Below are 15,426 nucleotides of genomic sequence, written 5' to 3'. Positions count from 1 at the left end.
CGGGAATATACGTTTGTGATTGTTACAAGCTTAATATCAAGTGTAAGATTCGGGCATTCTATACCAAGCATCTGAATTGCAGAATTTCTATACTCTTAGGAGTTGGGAGTCGGTAGTGGGAATATTATTCAATCTAAAATCTAAAATCTAAAATTATTTGTTCTATGGCTTTATTTCCATCATCTTTACCGAATAGCAGAAAAGATACACGGACTGTTGGACGTGGTATACAGTCAATCTTCTTAATTGGATTCACTTTATTGACGCTGGCGGGGATTGAAGCACGGTTAGCATATTTACAAATCGTGGAAGGATCTCAACTGCGGAAACGTGCCGAATCTAACCGCGTTCGCACCATTCTGAAACAACCAGAACGAGGTAATATTTTTGACCGCAATGGTAAGTTGTTAGCCACTACCCGATATCCCCATTCTGTATACTTATGGCCGCTGGCACATACTAAGCCATCTTGGTCGGTGGTGGGGCCAAGATTATCCCAAATTCTGGGTATCCCACAAGAAGAAATGGAACATAAGCTAGATGCAGCGGGTGCTAATTCTGCTTCCCTGATTCGGATTGCGCGTGATGTCAGCGAAGCCCAAATTACAGCTTTAAAAGAGTATGAAAATGAACTAAAAGATGTAGAAATTAACACAGATGCGGTGCGCTACTATCCACATGGTCAAGAATTAGCCCATGTACTAGGTTATACACGAGAACTGACACCTGATCAGTTGAAAGATAAGCAAAAAGAAGGCTACCGTCTGGGTGATGTCATTGGTCAGATGGGCATAGAAAAGGCCTATGAGAAGACTTTACGCGGCGAATGGGGTGGTCAGCAGGTGGAAGTGGATGGTGCAGGTCGCCCAATCCGCATTTTGGGAGAAAAACAAGCCAAATCAGGTAAAGATTTACATTTAACGATAGATTGGGAACTACAAAAAGCAGCAGATAAAGCTTTAGGTAAGTATCAAGGTGCAATTGTCGCTCTTGATCCCAGAAATGGTGCAGTTTTAGCGATGGTATCTCATCCTGGCTTTGACCCAAATATTTTTTCTAAGCAAAAACTCTCGCAAAAAGATTGGGAAAGTGTACAAGGTAAAAACCATCCTTTAGTAAATCGAGCTTTAAGTGCTTTTCCTCCCGCAAGTACTTTCAAAATTGTCACCACAACGGCTGGCTTGGAGTCGGGTAAGTTTTCCCCTGGAACAGTGCTGCAAACCTATGGTTCCTTGACTGTTGGTGGTGTGACTTTTGGGGAATGGAATCACGCAGGGTTTGGGCCTTTGGGATTTCCTAGGGCGATCGCTATGAGTAGTGATACATTCTTTTATCAAGTTGGTAAAGGTGTTGGTGGCCCGACTTTAATTGCATGGGCGCAGAAGTATGGTTTCGGTCAAAAAACTGGAATCGAGTTCCCCAGTGAAGAATCTAGGGGTTTGGTTCCCGATGAAAATTGGAAACAAAAAGCTTGGAAAATTCCTTGGACTGTGGGCGACACAATTAATATGTCCATTGGTCAAGGCGCTTTGCAAGTGACACCACTACAATCAGCAATTATGTTTTCTGTTCCCGCCAATGGTGGGTATCGTGTGAAGCCTCATTTGTTGAAAGACAACGAAGAAGCAAAAAGCTGGCGCGAATCTTTAGATATGAACCAGTCAACTATTAACGTTCTGCGGGATGGACTACGAAAGGTAATTACTGAAGGTACAGGGAAACGCTTAAATTTGCCAACCATCGCTCCATCATCCGGTAAGAGTGGTACAGCAGAAGCTGGTGTTGGTCGGCCTAATCATACTTGGTTTGGTGCTTATGCCCCAAGCGATCGCCCAGAAATTACCGTTGTCGCCTTTGGCGAAAATTCCGGGGATCATGGTGGTACAGTCTGTGGGCCAATGGTTTTACAAGTATTGGAAGCGTATTTTCAGCATAAATACCCCGGTAAGTACCAAAAACCAGAATCAGCCAATTCTCAAAACGCTAATGGTGTTAACGGCGATTAATCATCAATCAATGTGATATTTAGGGGTGTTAGGTATATATCTAAGCAAAACCCTTACGCCCCTATTCCAAATTCTCCTTTTGATACGATTCCAAAATTCCACTACGAATCATCAATTGTGGCCAAATAAATACAAAAAAGCCCATCCAAGTGAGTACAGGAATAGACACAAGAATTGTTAACCAAACAATTTTAAATAGTAACCAACTACTACTAATCAAAATTATAGATGTCAAGACTATAGACCAAGGCTGACACCACCAAGGTTTATAGTCCCAAGGATTTAAAGGCTTTTGTTCAGACATAAAACATCATAGACTGCGTGAATCAAACAGGGATGAGGAGCTAGGGATTAGTGTTTTTCAAAACTCAATACTTTTCTTACTTTACACCCCTACACCCTTACACCCCTGTGTTGTTTAATCAACCATTCACAATATATTGCGAATTAATCGCCGCTACACGGTCAGCATCAACCAAAGCTTGATAAACCATCACCGCTACTTCCGCCCGTGTCGCATCGCGGGTAGGGTTGAGTTGCTTCAGGTTAGGATGATTGACGATAATTCCCTTGTCTATAGCTTTTGCTACTTCATCTTTGGCATAGTCAGGAATTTTGGCTTGGTCATCGAAAATTTTGATCGCGTTGGCAACATTACCAGATGTGCCTAACTCTAGTCCATTAACCAGAGAAACCAGAACTTGCACACGCTGAATATTTTGGTTAGGGCGGAATGTATTATCTGGAAAACCAGAGAGAAATTGACCCTGATATGCTTGCTGAATGACTTTAGCTGCCCAGAAGTTTGCTGCTACATCTTTAAATTGAGTTGCTGCACGCTTGGAGGATGGTGCAAAAGCTTTGACAATTAACGCTGCATACTGCGCCCTGGTCATCGTGGCATCTGGTTTAAAGGTGCGGTCTGGAAAACCGTTAACTATACCTTGTTTGACTAATTCCCGAATAAAGCCCACTGCCCAATGATTAGCAATATCGGTTAAATCTATAGGGTTGGGTGTAGGTGTTGGTGTCGGTACAGGGGTCGGTGTGGGAACTGGGGTAGGTACGGGTACAGGGGTCGGTGTAGGTGTTGGGGTTGGTACAGGAGTAGGTGTAGGTGTTGGAGTTGGTACAGGGGTAGGCGTGGGCGTTGGGTTTGGTATAGGGGTAGGCGTGGGTGTTGGGGTTGGTACAGGGGTAGGCGTGGGCGTTGGGTTTGGTATAGGGGTAGGCGTGGGTGTTGGGGTTGGTACAGGGGTCGGTGTAGGTACTGGTGTGCTGGCAAACTGGATATTACCGCTGACTTTGCTAGGGTCAATTTGATTACCAACGGAAATCAGTTGATTAGAACTGGCATTTTGTAAATCGAATTTAGCGTTATTGCGGAAAATGTTACCTCCAGGACTGGAAGCACTGCCTAAGTCTGGTAGGGCAGTGGAAATTACAGTCAGACCATCGTCGGTATTATTTTCACTGACATTGTTGCGTAGTACGGGGCGGGCGCTACCAGAAACGACGATACCAGAACGATTTTCGGTAAATTTATTATTTAAAAGTGTGGGTGAGGCTGTATCACTGATGGCTATGCCAAAACCTGTTTTAACGCAGGTATTATCTTGAATTTGACCTTGGGAATTTTTAGCGATCGCAATTCCATTGGCAGCATTTTCTGTAAATACATTACCTTGAATTACTGGGTTAGCATCACCAGTAGCGAATACTCCCTCACGTTTACAATTTTTGAAGGTGCAATTGGCAATGGTGGGAGTAGTTGATTCCGCCCAGACACCACTACCACGACTGGCTGGGTTTGTGACACTCACTCCCCTGAGTACAGCACCATCCAACATAACAAAGGTGACGTTTTGAGCAGCAAAAGTCCGGCTGAGGTAAGTACCACTACCTTCAATTAAAATACTGCTGCCTTTGTTAGCTTCGTTACCAACTACTTTCACACCAGACGGAATCGTTAAGGGAAACACTTCTCCACTAGCTACGCTGTAATTTCCATCTGTGAGTTGAATTGTGGTGTCTGGCGTGGCTACCTTGAGGGCTTGGGTAATTGTTTTAAAAGGTGCTTGTTGGCTACCAGAATTCGTACTATTTCCGGTTAAAGGATTTACGTAAAAAGTTTGAGGCATATTTATACCGCTAAAAAATACATAGTCATACTATTAGCGCTAACTTTGCGAATGGCTAGTTATCGCTAAAATTTGCAACATTGACTACCAAATTTAGCTAGTAGATTCCAGAAAAGCTGCTATTTGCTACTTATTTTACCTTGATTGGCTCATTACCAAATTCATCAAACTATCTAACAAGCGATCGCGCGATAAGTCCATGAGTTCTTTACCGTACAGCATTTCCTGTATAATTACGTAAGAAACTAGGGAACCCATGAAAATATGGGCGATCGCTTCTGGATCGGTAATACCTAATTCGGGATGGGATGCAAAATACTGACTCAGCAACAACCGACCGCGTTGTACAACTGTTTGGTTATAAAGTTTGGCAAGTTCGGGAAAGTTTTGTGCCTCAGTAATAATCAAGCGTAACAGCGCCAAATAATCAGGATTCTCAGCAACTTTGGTTAAGTAAGTTTCACCAACTTGACGCAATAAACTTTCAGGTTCGCCGTGCAGTTCTGTGTTAGAAAAAATACTTTGAAAACAAGTGAGCGTTAATCGTTCCATCAACGCTTTAAATAGTCCTTCTTTGTCTCGAAAGTGGCTGTAAATCGTTTGTTTTGCAACTCCAGCTTCTGCACTTACTCTATCCATACTGGTTCTGGCGTAACCTTCGCGCAAAAATACTCGAATCGCTCCTTGCAAAATTTGTTCTTGTTTTTGCGTAATTGCAGGTAACACAGTTTCCAGTTGAGAAGTAAAGGAGTTAGGCATGAAAAGTAAATTTTTTTGCTAATCTCTTGCCGTATCATACTGGACAGTCTAGTATGATGACCAAAATATTTTGACAATCCAGGATGCTACTATGACTCAGACTACCCCAATCCCCCCGGAAAGTCTTACAAATGTCCCAGTATCCAAGCAACAGCGCCGCAAAAAACCAATTCCTTTACTGGTTGGAGGTTTGCTAGTTATAGGTGGTATTAGTTACGCAGTCTGGCATAGTCAACCCCAAGGTGCAGTAAATATACTGAAAGTTAGCGGTCGGATTGAGGGTTATGAAACTGAGATTGGGGTAAAGCGTTCTGGCAGAATTGAGTCAATTGCCATGAGGGAAGGCACAGCAGTCAAAAAGGGACAAGAATTAATCACAATGGATGACAGCGATGACCAACTTCTGCAAGACCAATTGCGTGGTGCAGAAGCCAGGATAGCATCGGCTGAATCGGATGCACAGCAAGCAATTTCTGATGTTGAGCGAGTAGAAAGAGAAATTCAAGAAATTACCAGCCAAATTAACGAAGCCAAACTGAATGTGCGCCAGTCTCAAGGCGATACCCTAGGACGAATTGAACAAGCACAATCAAACGTTGCAGCCGCCAAAGCCCAGTTAGTGCAAGCACAAGCCCAAGTTAAACAAGCAGCAGCAGAAGTAAATTTAGCGCAAATTAACCGCGATCGCTATGCCAAACTAGTCAAAGAAGGCGCTATTAATCAACAACAATTTGACCAAGCCCAAACCACCCTGGACACAGCCATAGCTACCTTAGAAGCAAGACAAGCCGCAGTTAACGCCGCACGTCAGCAGTTAAGCGCAGTTGAAGGGGCGTTAACTCAAGCCAAAACCACAGGCTTCAACCCTGATATTCGCAACGCCCAGTTAACAGCTTTATTCAGAAAACAGCAGCAAAGTTATGCCCAACTAAAATCTGCACAAGCTAAAGTTAAATCTGCACAAGCTAAAGTCAAAGATACCCAAGCCGCAAAACAACAAATCCTCACCCAAATTGCCGACTCTAAAAAAGATTTAAACGTCCTCAGCCCGATAGATGGTGTAGTCACAGCCCGGAGTGCCGAACCAGGCGCAGTAGTAAACAGCCAAACGAAGATTTTGACAATTGTTGACCCCAAAACATTATATTTTCGCGGTTTTATCCCCGAAGGTGACATTGGCAAAGTGCGTCTAGGACAAACAACTAAAATTATTCTGGATTCTGCCCCAGATAAGCCTCTGCAAGGCAAAGTCATTGCCATTGATCCCCTAGCTTCCTTTACACCAGAAAATATTTATTTCCAAAAAGATCGAGTCAGACAAGTAGTAGGAATTCGCGTCGAAGTCACAAATCCCGATGGTTGCTTTAACCCCGAAAATCCCTACGCCCAATCAGATGTACCCTGCGCCAAAATTGGAATGCCAGCTGATGCAGAGATTAATTTGAAGGCAGGAGGCAGGGGGCAGGAGGCAGGAGGTTGAAGAGAATAAACCTCTTGTAAAAATCAGAGTTTGTTTATTCAACAAATAACCCTCTCAAAACTCTCTCTGCGCCTCTGCGTCTCTGCGTGAAAAATTATGAAACAGCCACTCACCATCTCACCGCCATCATCCAGCCCCACCACAACCGCCATCAAAGTACAAGCATTACACAAGCACTATGGCAACTTAGCAGCCGTTCGAGGGATTGATTTCAGCGTCCAAAAAGGCGAGATGTTTGGACTAATTGGCCCTGATGGGGCGGGGAAAACTACCACCTTTCACATCTTAGGCGGTGTGATGGAAGCAACCGCAGGGGAAGTGCAGATATTTGGACAGCCTGCGCGAGATGCCAGATTAATAACGGGTTATCTCACCCAACAGTTTTCGCTGTATTTAGATTTAAGTATTGATGAGAATTTACGTTACGCAGCAGGATTACGGCAAGTAGCGGATGATTTGCTGTGGGAACGTCGCCAGAAATATTTAAAGTTAATGAATTTAGATAGATTTGGCGATCGCTTGGCGGGACAATTATCTGGAGGGATGAAACAAAAGCTGGCTTTGTGTTGTGCTTTAGTTTCTCAACCAGAAGTTTTGTTATTAGATGAACCTACCACTGGTGTTGATCCCGTTTCCCGGCGAGAATTTTGGGATGTGTTAGCTGAACTTTCCGCCGAAGGGATGACAATTGTCGTGGCGACACCTTACCTCGACGAAGCCGAGCGCTGTCACCGTGTGGCTTTGATGTACACTGGACAAATTCATGAAATTGGCACACCCGCAGATTTACGCGCTAACTTGGGCTTGCATCGCTTAGAAGTGCGAACCGCCAATTTAACAGCCACCGAAGAGATACTTTCCCAGACTGCACAGAACAATATTATAGATGTGCAGATTTTTGGCGATCGCTTGGATGTCCTCGTTCCAGATTTAGATGCTGGAGAAACTGAAGTCCGCCAACTCTTGCAACAACATGATTTACCCTCACCCAGTATCGAGCGTGGCGAACCCACATTAGAAAACGTCTTCGTCACCCGCCTGCGTCAACAAGGTTCTGTACCGCAGTTTTTTCCTTTCCCGCGTTCTCGCAAGCGGGAAGTAGGGAGCAGGGGAGCAGGGGAGCAGGGGAGCAAGAGGAGTATTGAATGCTCAGAACTGGCTATCTACGCCCACAACCTGAGTCGGATTTTTGGCAAGTTTCAAGCTGTCAAAGATGTCAACGTTGAGGTGCGCTACGGTGAAATATTTGGGTTATTGGGTGCTAACGGTGCGGGAAAAACCACCACAATTAAAATGTTGTGCGGACTGTTAGAAGCCAGTGGTGGGGAAATTTCTCTGGGTGGGGAAACGGGAAATTTGCGGAGTGCAGACTTACGCCGACGCATTGGTTACATGAGTCAAAAATTCACCCTCTATGATGATTTAACCATTCTGCAAAACCTCGAATTTTATAGCGGAGTTTACGGCGTACCACGCAAACTCCGGCGAGAAAAAATTGATTGGGTAATTGCTACTTGTGGCTTAGAAGGACAAGAAAATCTCGTTACTGGACAATTACCCGGAGGTTGGAAACAGCGAGTTGCTTTCGGTGCTTCCGTGATGCACGAACCAGATATTTTATTTTTAGATGAACCAACATCAGGAGTAGATCCTTTAGCGCGTCGCCAGTTTTGGAAGCTGATTAATGACTTCGCCCGTAACGGTACAGCGATTTTAGTGACAACTCACTATTTAGAAGAAGCAGAACAGTGTAACCGCATGAGTTTTATGGTTGCAGGCGAAACAGTCGCCGAAGGTTCACCCAGTTCCATCAAAGCCTCTCAACCAGGAAAATTAATCGAAATCAAAGTCAATCAAAATCAAGCAGCTTCTAAGTTACTCAAACAACACTTAGATTCTTGGCGAATTTCAATTTTTGCTGATAGTTTACACGTTGTTCTCGACAATCCCGAACAGGAAGTAAACCAAATCACTCAACTATTAAAAGCCAATCAAATTCAAGTTTATTCTCTCCGCCCCATACCCTTCTCTTTAGAAGATGCCTTTATTGGCATAGTAGAACGCTCCCAAACCTAAAAACTCCGCGCCCCTTTGTGTTTACCTCCCCACACCTTTGCGTTAAAAAAATGAAAAGAATCATCGCTCAATGTATTAAAGAAATAGCCCAATTCCGCCGCGATCACCTCACTTTAGCCTTAGCCTTTATCTTACCATTTATCACCCTAATTATTTTTGGTTTTGCTATCCGATTAGAAAGTAAAGATATCCCTTTAATTGTGCAAGATTTTAATCACACAAACCTCAGCAATAGCTACATTGAAAGATTATACGCCACTAATCAATTTACCCCTAAACAATGGTCAGGTGGCAACCCTACACGAGATGCTATAGATAAAGGAATTGCTAAAGCTGCCGTAATTATTCCCCCTGAATTTAGCCGTGATATTCAAGCAGGTAAAAGTACAACATTACAAGTTTTAATTGATGCGACTGATGTTAACAACGCGCGAGTAATTAGAAATAGTATTCAAAGAGTTACAAACTTTTTCATGCAGGAGCATGGATTGTTACCACCGACTAATAGTATTACAGCCAGAATGCGTTTGTGGTTTAATCCCGGCAGATTAGAATCACTTTATATTGTGCCGGGCGTATATGGTGTTGTGCTGTGGATTTTTCCGTCATTGTTGGCTGCGATCGCAATGGTCAGAGAAAAAGAAAAAGGTACAATTATTCAAGTCTATGCTTCCAATATTAGCGCCACCGAACTCTTACTTGGTAAAGGATTAGCCTACTTATTAATTGCCATAATTGAAACCTTAATAGTGATGATATTAGGCTCAATAATTTTCCAAGTTGGTATAGTAGGCAACCCTATAACTTTATTAATTGGAACTCTACTATTCTTGATGGATAGTGTACTATTCGGCTTACTTTTAGGAGTACGCAGTAGTAACCAAAATGCTGCTGTTCAAGGCGTTTCTCTCGTGGGTTTTATCACATCATTATTATTATCAGGTTTTATTTATCCCCTCAATAACATTCCCTTCCCTCTTTCATTAGCGCCTAACGTAGTTCCAGCGCGTTATTACATTGATATTACTCGTGATGCCTTTGTCCGTGGTACAGGATTTGCCGGAGTTTGGTTTGATTTAGTCATGTTGACAATCTTGGGTTTATTCTTCTTTAACGTATCGCGCCGAGTCTTAAGCCGAATGCAATTACCTAATTAATCTGAAAAAAACTGCTTCTTCTCTTTGCGTCCTTAGCGTACTTTGCGGTTTGTTAAAATGAAACTTATTCGTCAACTATTCGACAGTCCATTTTGGGCATTAGTCAGAAAAGAAATCAATCAAATCTTACGTAACAAGCAATTAATCGTTTTACTAATTGTCCCACCCACAGTCCAACTATTGCTATATGGATTTATCCTCAATCCTGACGTACATAATTTACGCTTAGGTGTTATTGACTATGCCAACGTCAGCGCCAGTCGTGAATTAGTTTCAGCCATGACATCCAATCGAATTTTTACACTTGAATCTGTACCAAGTAGTGAAAAAGATTTAAGTCGGCAAGTAGAAGAAGGTAAGCTAGATGTCGGCGTGATCATTCCCCCGGATTTTCCTCGAAAACTCGCACAAAAATCAGCAGAAATTCAGGTATTTATTGATGCCGTAAATGCCAATACAGCCGGAATTACGGGTAATTATATGAATCAAATTATTCAGCAATATAACTTGCATTTAACTCAAGCGCAAGTTAGTCCCCCAATTTCCCCAGAAGTTGTCTTTCTTTACAACCCCGGATTAATTAGTAGCTGGTTTTTTGTACCGGGAGTTATGGGTTTAGTTCTCACATTAATTGGCACATTAGTTTCTGCAATCACAGTTGTGCGCGAAAAAGATACGGGAACATTAGAACAATTATTGATGACTCCGGCGGCGAACTGGCAAATTTTATTGTCGAAAATTGTGCCTTTAGCTGTGTTATTACTCGGCGATGTTCTACTTGCTTTAACATTAGCCACAGTAGTATTTCATGTCCCATTTCGGGGAAATTTTTTCCTGTTTTTTGGCTTGTCGAGTATGTATGTGTTTGTCGGGATTAGTTTAGGAATTATGTTGGCGACTGTTTGTCGTTCGCAACAACAAGTTGTACTTACATCTTTTTTTATTAATTTACCAATGGTACAGACTTCTGGTGCGATCGCACCAATCGAAGCCATGCCACCTTTTTTTCAAGTTTTGTCTCTACTCAACCCCCTACGTCATTACATCGCCATTGTCAGAGGCATTTTACTCAAGGGAGTTGGTTTAGATGTATTATGGATTAATGTTCTGGCATTAGTTGCTTTTGCGGTTGTTTTATTAACTATTAGTATTAACAAATTCCGCAGTCAATTAAGCTAAATATATTTCTCAACTTCTTGCATTGGTTAAATTTGCAACGTTTTTTTAACAGTAAAAAAGAATGTACTACCTTGATTAACTGTTGATTCTAACCAAATACTACCACCATACATTTCAACAATTTTTTTGACGATAGATAAACCGATTCCCGTACTTTCTGAATCGTCTGTAGTAGATAATTTTTGAAAAATCTGGAATATTTTTGTAAAATATTTTTCTTCTATACCAATTCCATTATCAGTCACACTAATTTGCCAATAATCATCTTCCTCTGTGCAACTAACTAGAATTTGTCCTTGAGGTTTATCTATAAACTTGATGGCGTTACTTAGTAAATTCTGAAATACTTGTTCAAGTTTAACCTTTTCCCCATAAATTATAGGTAAAGTCTTAGTTATTTCGATTTGAACATTCTTGTTTAGTGCAATAGTTTCAATTACATCTCTCACCAACTCATTTAAATCAATTTGGATTTTGTCTTCTCTAATTCTGCCAACTCTTGAATATTCTAAAATGCCATCAATCAAATTTTGTAACTTATTCACCCTGTTAATAAGTCTATTAACTAAGCCTTTACCTTCTTCATCAAATTTATCTGCATAGTCATTTAATAACCATTCAGATAATAAACCAATTCCTCTTAATGGAGCTTTTAAATCGTGGGAAACTATATAAGCAAAGTCATTCAATTCTTGATTAGTATTTTTTAAATCTTGTAATAATTTACTCATTCTTTCTTGAGAATTTTGGCGTTGCACAATCTCCATTTGTAGTTGTTTATTTGCTGTGGCTAGTTCAGCAGTCCGTTGTTCTACCAGTTCTTCTAAACGTTCTTTGTATTGGCGTAACTCATTTTCTACTAATTTACGTTCTGTAATTTCAATTTGTAACGCCTGATTTGCTGCTTCCATTTGGGCTGGACTTGGTAAAGCCAGTGCTTGTGGAACTAAAGGTATTAATGTTAATGCAGTGTAAAAAGAAATAATCGCTGTCAGTGCTTTTATACTTCCAGATAACCAATAGTAAGGATGCCAAAGTGTCCAAATTTCGATTAAATGAGTTGTGCCACAAGAAATAATAAAAGCACCGAATAAAATAAAAATATTTTTAAATGGTATATCTTCTCTTTTACGGACAAAATACACCAACATCAGGGGAATTGAATAATAAGAGAAAGCAATTATAGAATCTGACAGAATATGTAGCCATACTAACTCTGGCTGCCACAAGTAACAATGACCATGCGGAATAAAATTTTCTGATAGAAAAGAATTGAAAAATTCTTCCATTTAAAGACTCCTATTCTATTTTTATTATCATAATTAGGTTCAAATATTACCTAATTATAAAGTAAGTATTACATAAAGGTTAGTTTTGCTATCTAGCTGTATAAGTGAATGCTAATACTAGTTTTGAGTAGCTCAATAATCAATTTTTAAACTTTTAAGAAATATGAGGAGTAGGCAAAGAAAGAAACTGTTTCTGGAAAATTTTTCATACTGATGGCAATAACTAAAGCTCCCAAATTTAGTTAAAATTTGGGAGCTAAAAAATTTTAAGTTCACCGCAACGCCGTTTTACCTAAGTTTATGACCTGGTTTAACCAGGTGGGTACCGCTGTTGCTCGTTTAAAGTTTCCGGGTACATGCCCGGTCTACTGCCACGATAACTGTTGGTTCCCTTTTCTTTAAAGACATAGATCAAAAAACTTGATGGCAGTCACCAACGTCGCAGTGCAACTAACTCATTATAGCTTTCTCAAACAACTTGTGTGTTCAATATAAAGATTTTCTGACCAATTTAACTGGGATACCAGATAGATTCTAGGGTGTGGGCTAGATGATTTGCAGTTGCTGGGTTATGCTCATCTAGCAAAACTGTAACGTGTCCCAATTTTCGCCCAGGACGAGATTCGGTTTTGTTGTACCAATGAACGGTTGCGTGGGGAATGGCGGCTAATTGTTGACGCTGGCTTTGATAGCCACTCGCGGAATTTTCATATCCCAACAGGTTCACCATAATAGCCATGCGACAGTGTAAAGTTGGATTACCTAAAGGCAAACCACACACGGCTCTGAGGTGTTGTTCAAATTGAGAAGTTTCGCAAGCATCAATAGAGAAATGTCCCGAATTATGGGTGCGGGGGGCTATTTCGTTGACTAGAACTTTACCATTTTTGGTGAGAAATAGTTCTATGCCAAACACTCCAACAACTTCTAGGCTATTTAATAAGGTATGGGCGATCGCTTGACTTTGTTCTATTTGATTAAGTGTAATATCCGCAGGTGCTATCACGCGCCGACACACTTGTTGTTCTTGTTGAGTTTCTACCACTGGATAGATGACAACTTCACCATTTACCGAACGGGCGGCAATTACCGCTAATTCCCGTTCAAATGGCACAAATTCTTCAATTAAGAACTGTGATTGATTTGCTGTTTGAGCTAACTTTTGCTGTAAACTTGCTAAATCTTGAATAATAAATGTGCCTTGTCCGTCGTAACCATGACGACGAGATTTTAAAACAACAGGAAAAGTTAAAGCTTCTAGCTGAGAGGTTAAATTCTCTATATCATCTGCAACAAAAAATTGCGGAACAGGTAAGTCTAAATCTCGCAAATAACAACGCTGATGATATTTATCTAATAACGGCGATAACGCTTCTAACCTCGGACGGAAGCAAACACCTTGATTAGCTAATAAAGATAAAGCATCGAGGTCAACAAATTCATTTTCAAAGGTGATGACATCACTTTTTTGAGCTAAAATTTCTGTGGCTTTTGCATCATCAATTGCCGCAAAAACTGTATCTTGGGCAATAGCTACAGCCGGATCAAATTTACTAGGAGTCTGTACAATTAATTCTACTCCTAGTTTTTGCGCTGCATCTCCCATCATCCAGGCTAGTTGCCCACCACCAATTACACCAACACGCTTCATCGACATCCTAAAGATTCACGAGTTTCTACGCCAGTTTTGGAATTTACTCCACTAGCTTTACTGCACAGTTCTTTGATTTGCGCTTTATCCAAAACTGCATCAGTGAAGTCTGCACCTTGAATATTTACATCTGTAAACAGGGCGCGAAGTAACAAGGCTTCTTTCAAAACGGCATCGCTTAAATCAGCCCCTGTTAAGTTTACCTGATCGACCATCGCATTAGTTAAATCGGCATGGTGAAGATTGGCTTTAGTCATTACTGAAGCACTCATGACGGCTCCACGCAAGTCGGCACCTGTAAAGTTAGCCATCTCCATATTCGCGTTAGAAAATTCCGCAGCTTGCAACATTTGTCCCGAAAAATCTCGTCTCGCTAACTCTGCATTACTAAATGACAAGGGATGAGTCCAGTCTACTGCAAGGGCGTTAAGAGGCAGGAGGCAGAAGGCAGCAGGCAGGAGCAAGAGGGTAAGAATAGTTATTACTGTGTAGTGATTTTTGCTCAGGCGAATCAGACAAAATAAGAAAATTCCTAAAAGTAATGTTAATCCTGTTAGCCAAAACATATTGTTTTTTTAAGTATTGTAGATTACCTTAGCTTAACATTTTGTAACTTAAGTCAGGCGATCGCTAAATTATTCATGAGACATAAGATATCCAGCTTCGTTGCGAGTGAGTATCTAGAAACTACTAATATTCACTACAGCATCTGCTCACTTTTATATTTACAATTCTTGATTTTATAAATTGGATTTTGCGATATAAATATTCTTATTAAATAGAATTCAGAAGTCAGGATATCAGGATGAGTGGTAGATAAACTAGTGGTAGATTCGGAAACCCACACTTTATTGTTGAGAAAGCCTTATTCTTATTCAACTTTATTCATCTATAAATAGAGTTATTTACATTTCTTTATGATGGATTTTCTAAGTAAAGTTTATTAACTTTTGCTGTTAACCTCAATTATCCCCTGTTAGTCTTCTTATTAAGGTGATTAGTCAGCGTTGCTTGAGCATATTGATTATCTGTCTGGAATGCTTGGCTACCTGCACAAGAGGAGAATTAACTTGAGTTTCATAATAGTTGCTTGGCAAGTATAAAAAGATAGGAGGAAGGTGAAAGTTTAAGAGGTTACAAAATAGGCTTTTTAGCCTTCTCTAACAGTCGGAGTATTTCTAGTGCCACTTGTTAGTTAGAAACCTATCAGTTTATATTCAGCAACTACACAAAATTCGTAAGCAGCATTACACAAATGATGAAACATTATTCTCTGGAATGGATTGAGACTTGGTGCCAAGAAAACGGCTGGACAGAATTATTTGTTGAACGCCGGAATAATTATTGGGCATTTCCTCCAGGCGGAGTAATGCCAGAACCAATTCCATCTCATGTGTTGAGAGGAATTAAAGCAGAAAAAGGACTCACCTTTGAAGAAAGAATTTGGTCAATGTCAGCGGTAATTGGTACGGTTGTAGCTGTCGCAAGCACCTTTATACTTAGATGTCCAATGCCTTTGGTAGTGGCCTTTGCCTTTAATGCTGTTACAGTAGCTCAATTAGAATTAGAAGATGTTTAATCGGAATCAAAGGTCAATAGTGAGCCAGCGCGGTCTTCTCCCAAAGGGAGAGGCTAACGCCCGCCGTAGGATGCCCCAAGGGCTGTAGGGCGTTTTCCCCATGAGCGAC

The 15,426-nt window shown here is 41.0% G+C and carries 12 protein-coding genes and 1 other RNA gene; 6 read left to right on the top strand and 7 right to left on the bottom strand.

All coding sequences use genetic code 11. The features are described from left to right. Positions 1-164 precede the first annotated feature (164 nt). Complete coding sequence (mrdA, locus tag AC504W_RS11625; protein ID WP_494877835.1) at positions 165-2,006, top strand: penicillin-binding protein 2; 1,842 nt, start codon at positions 165-167, stop codon at positions 2,004-2,006. Between the two features lie 61 nt (positions 2,007-2,067). On the opposite strand, the gene AC504W_RS11620 is transcribed toward mrdA, so the two are convergent. The 3 genes from AC504W_RS11620 to AC504W_RS11610 form a co-directional block, all read right to left on the bottom strand. Then, the gene (locus AC504W_RS11620; protein ID WP_494877834.1) at positions 2,068-2,310 is read right to left on the bottom strand and encodes a DUF6737 family protein; all 243 of its coding nucleotides are present in this window, start codon (positions 2,308-2,310) and stop codon (positions 2,068-2,070) included. A 118-nt stretch (positions 2,311-2,428) separates the two neighbouring features. Continuing rightward, on the bottom strand, positions 2,429-4,147 hold the full coding sequence (locus AC504W_RS11615; RefSeq protein WP_494877833.1) for a DUF1565 domain-containing protein: 1,719 nt from the start codon (positions 4,145-4,147) through the stop codon (positions 2,429-2,431). 135 nt (positions 4,148-4,282) lie between these two features. Next, complete coding sequence (locus tag AC504W_RS11610) at positions 4,283-4,906, bottom strand: TetR/AcrR family transcriptional regulator (protein ID WP_096576344.1); 624 nt, start codon at positions 4,904-4,906, stop codon at positions 4,283-4,285. 91 nt (positions 4,907-4,997) lie between these two features. Between AC504W_RS11610 and AC504W_RS11605 the strand changes: the two genes are divergently transcribed. The 4 genes from AC504W_RS11605 to AC504W_RS11590 all read left to right on the top strand — a co-directional run bounded on the left by AC504W_RS11605 (position 4,998) and on the right by AC504W_RS11590 (position 10,798). Then, positions 4,998-6,386, top strand: coding sequence for an HlyD family secretion protein (locus tag AC504W_RS11605; protein ID WP_494877832.1), 1,389 nt, complete (start codon positions 4,998-5,000; stop codon positions 6,384-6,386). A 96-nt stretch (positions 6,387-6,482) separates the two neighbouring features. Beyond that, positions 6,483-8,462: an ATP-binding cassette domain-containing protein gene (locus tag AC504W_RS11600; RefSeq protein WP_494877831.1), complete on the top strand. Its 1,980-nt coding sequence runs from the start codon at positions 6,483-6,485 to the stop codon at positions 8,460-8,462. A 50-nt stretch (positions 8,463-8,512) separates the two neighbouring features. Continuing rightward, positions 8,513-9,619 (top strand): ABC transporter permease, encoded by a 1,107-nt coding sequence (locus AC504W_RS11595; RefSeq protein WP_494877830.1) that lies wholly within the window; start codon positions 8,513-8,515, stop codon positions 9,617-9,619. Between the two features lie 57 nt (positions 9,620-9,676). Further along, positions 9,677-10,798, top strand: coding sequence for an ABC transporter permease (locus AC504W_RS11590; RefSeq protein WP_494877829.1), 1,122 nt, complete (start codon positions 9,677-9,679; stop codon positions 10,796-10,798). A 26-nt stretch (positions 10,799-10,824) separates the two neighbouring features. On the opposite strand, the gene AC504W_RS11585 is transcribed toward AC504W_RS11590, so the two are convergent. The 4 genes from AC504W_RS11585 to AC504W_RS11570 all read right to left on the bottom strand — a co-directional run bounded on the left by AC504W_RS11585 (position 10,825) and on the right by AC504W_RS11570 (position 14,304). Beyond that, a complete protein-coding gene (locus tag AC504W_RS11585; protein ID WP_494877828.1) occupies positions 10,825-12,087 on the bottom strand; it encodes a sensor histidine kinase in 1,263 nt (420 codons plus the stop codon). Between the two features lie 268 nt (positions 12,088-12,355). After that, positions 12,356-12,538, bottom strand: a non-coding RNA gene (gene ssrS / locus AC504W_RS11580) — 6S RNA. Between the two features lie 60 nt (positions 12,539-12,598). Beyond that, on the bottom strand, positions 12,599-13,738 hold the full coding sequence (locus tag AC504W_RS11575; RefSeq protein ID WP_494877827.1) for a 5-(carboxyamino)imidazole ribonucleotide synthase: 1,140 nt from the start codon (positions 13,736-13,738) through the stop codon (positions 12,599-12,601). Next, positions 13,735-14,304, bottom strand: coding sequence for a pentapeptide repeat-containing protein (locus AC504W_RS11570; protein WP_494877826.1), 570 nt, complete (start codon positions 14,302-14,304; stop codon positions 13,735-13,737). Before AC504W_RS11570 ends, AC504W_RS11575 begins: the two co-directional genes overlap by 4 nt. 689 nt (positions 14,305-14,993) lie before the next feature. On the opposite strand from AC504W_RS11570, the gene AC504W_RS11565 reads away from it, so the two are divergent. Next, positions 14,994-15,317, top strand: a complete 324-nt coding sequence (locus tag AC504W_RS11565; RefSeq protein ID WP_187308075.1) for a slr1957 family protein — start codon at positions 14,994-14,996, stop codon at positions 15,315-15,317. Positions 15,318-15,426 lie beyond the last annotated feature (109 nt).

The sequence above is a fragment of the Nostoc sp. C96 genome, from assembly GCF_059384975.1.
This window is presented reverse-complemented; position numbering and strand designations above follow the sequence as displayed.